General features: G+C 55.8%; 2 rRNA genes. Both read left to right on the top strand.

Annotated features, from left to right (window positions below):
• Positions 1 to 1,720 (top strand): 23S ribosomal RNA (locus DER72_RS15940); the annotation flags it as partial.
• 84 nt (positions 1,721 to 1,804) lie between these two features.
• Positions 1,805 to 1,920, top strand: a 5S ribosomal RNA gene (gene rrf / locus DER72_RS15935).
• Positions 1,921 to 1,922: the final 2 nt, after the last annotated feature.

Here is a 1,922-nt window from a genome sequence, read left to right as displayed (position 1 = left end):
GCGGTAGAGGAGCGTCGTGTAAGCCGATGAAGGTGGATGGAGACGTCTGCTGGAGGTATCACGAGTGCGAATGCTGACATGAGTAACGACAAGGGGAGTGAAAAACTCCCCCGCCGGAAGACCAAGGGTTTCTGTTCGACGCTAATCGGAGCAGAGTGAGTCGGCCCCTAAGGCGAGGCCGAAAGGCGTAGTCGATGGGAAACGGGTCAATATTCCCGTACCTCACTGTATTGCGATGGGGGGACGAAGAAGGCTAGGTGAGCCAGGCGTTGGTTGTCCTGGTGAAAGCCAGTAGGCTGGGATCTCAGGCAAATCCGGGATCCTAAGGCCGAGAGGCGAGACGAACTGACCACGGTCAGGAAGTCATCGATGCCACGCTTCCAGGAAAAGCCTCTAAGCTTCAGATACAGTGGGACCGTACCCCAAACCGACACAGGTGGTCAGGTAGAGAATACCAAGGCGCTTGAGAGAACTCGGGTGAAGGAACTAGGCAAAATGGTGCCGTAACTTCGGGAGAAGGCACGCCGCGTTAGTGTGAAGGGACTTGCTCCCGGAGCACGAGGCGGTCGAAGATACCAGGTGGCTGCAACTGTTTATTAAAAACACAGCACTCTGCAAACGCGCAAGCGGACGTATAGGGTGTGACGCCTGCCCGGTGCCGGAAGGTTAAGTGATGGTGTTAGCGCAAGCGAAGCTCCTGATCGAAGCCCCGGTAAACGGCGGCCGTAACTATAACGGTCCTAAGGTAGCGAAATTCCTTGTCGGGTAAGTTCCGACCTGCACGAATGGCGTAATGATGGCCACGCTGTCTCCACCCGAGACTCAGTGAAATTGAAATCGCAGTGAAGATGCTGTGTACCCGCGGCTAGACGGAAAGACCCCGTGAACCTTTACTATAGCTTCACACTGGACGCTGATGTTGCTTGTGTAGGATAGCTGGGAGGCTTTGAAACCCGGACGCCAGTTCGGGTGGAGCCAACCTTGAAATACCAGCCTGGCATCATTGGCGTTCTAACTCAGGTCCGTTATCCGGATCGAGGACCGTGTGTGGTGGGTAGTTTGACTGGGGCGGTCTCCTCCCAAAGCGTAACGGAGGAGCACGAAGGTACCCTCAGCACGGTTGGAAATCGTGCATTGAGTGCAAGAGCATAAGGGTGCTTGACTGCGAGACAGACACGTCGAGCAGGTACGAAAGTAGGTTCTAGTGATCCGGTGGTTCTGTATGGAAGGGCCATCGCTCAACGGATAAAAGGTACTCCGGGGATAACAGGCTGATACCGCCCAAGAGTTCACATCGACGGCGGTGTTTGGCACCTCGATGTCGGCTCATCACATCCTGGGGCTGAAGTCGGTCCCAAGGGTATGGCTGTTCGCCATTTAAAGTGGTACGCGAGCTGGGTTTAGAACGTCGTGAGACAGTTCGGTCCCTATCTGCCGTGGGCGTTGGAAGTTTGAGAAGAGCTGCTCCTAGTACGAGAGGACCGGAGTGGACGCACCTCTGGTGTTCCGGTTGTCACGCCAGTGGCATTGCCGGGTAGCTATGTGCGGACAGGATAACCGCTGAAAGCATCTAAGCGGGAAGCCCCCTTCAAGATGAGACTTCCCTGAGGCCTTGAGCCTCCTGAAGGGCCCAGCGAGACCAGCTGGTTGATAGGTCGGGTGTGGAAGCGCTGCAAGGCGTTGAGCTAACCGATACTAATGGCCCGTGAGGCTTGACCATATAACACCCAAGTGGTCTGTCGATGACAGATGACACCGGATACGCAAGAGACGTCTCGACGTCGGCATGATTCACCGTTTTTCGCCTGACGACCATAGCGTGCGTGAACCACCTGAACCCATGCCGAACTCAGCAGTGAAACCGCTCAGCGCCGATGGTAGTGTGGGGTCTCCCCATGTGAGAGTAGGTCATCGTCAGGCAC

It is taken from the genome of Halomonas sp. A11-A (assembly GCF_003182195.1).
Lineage (GTDB): Bacteria > Pseudomonadota > Gammaproteobacteria > Pseudomonadales > Halomonadaceae > Halomonas > Halomonas alkalicola.
This window is presented reverse-complemented; position numbering and strand designations above follow the sequence as displayed.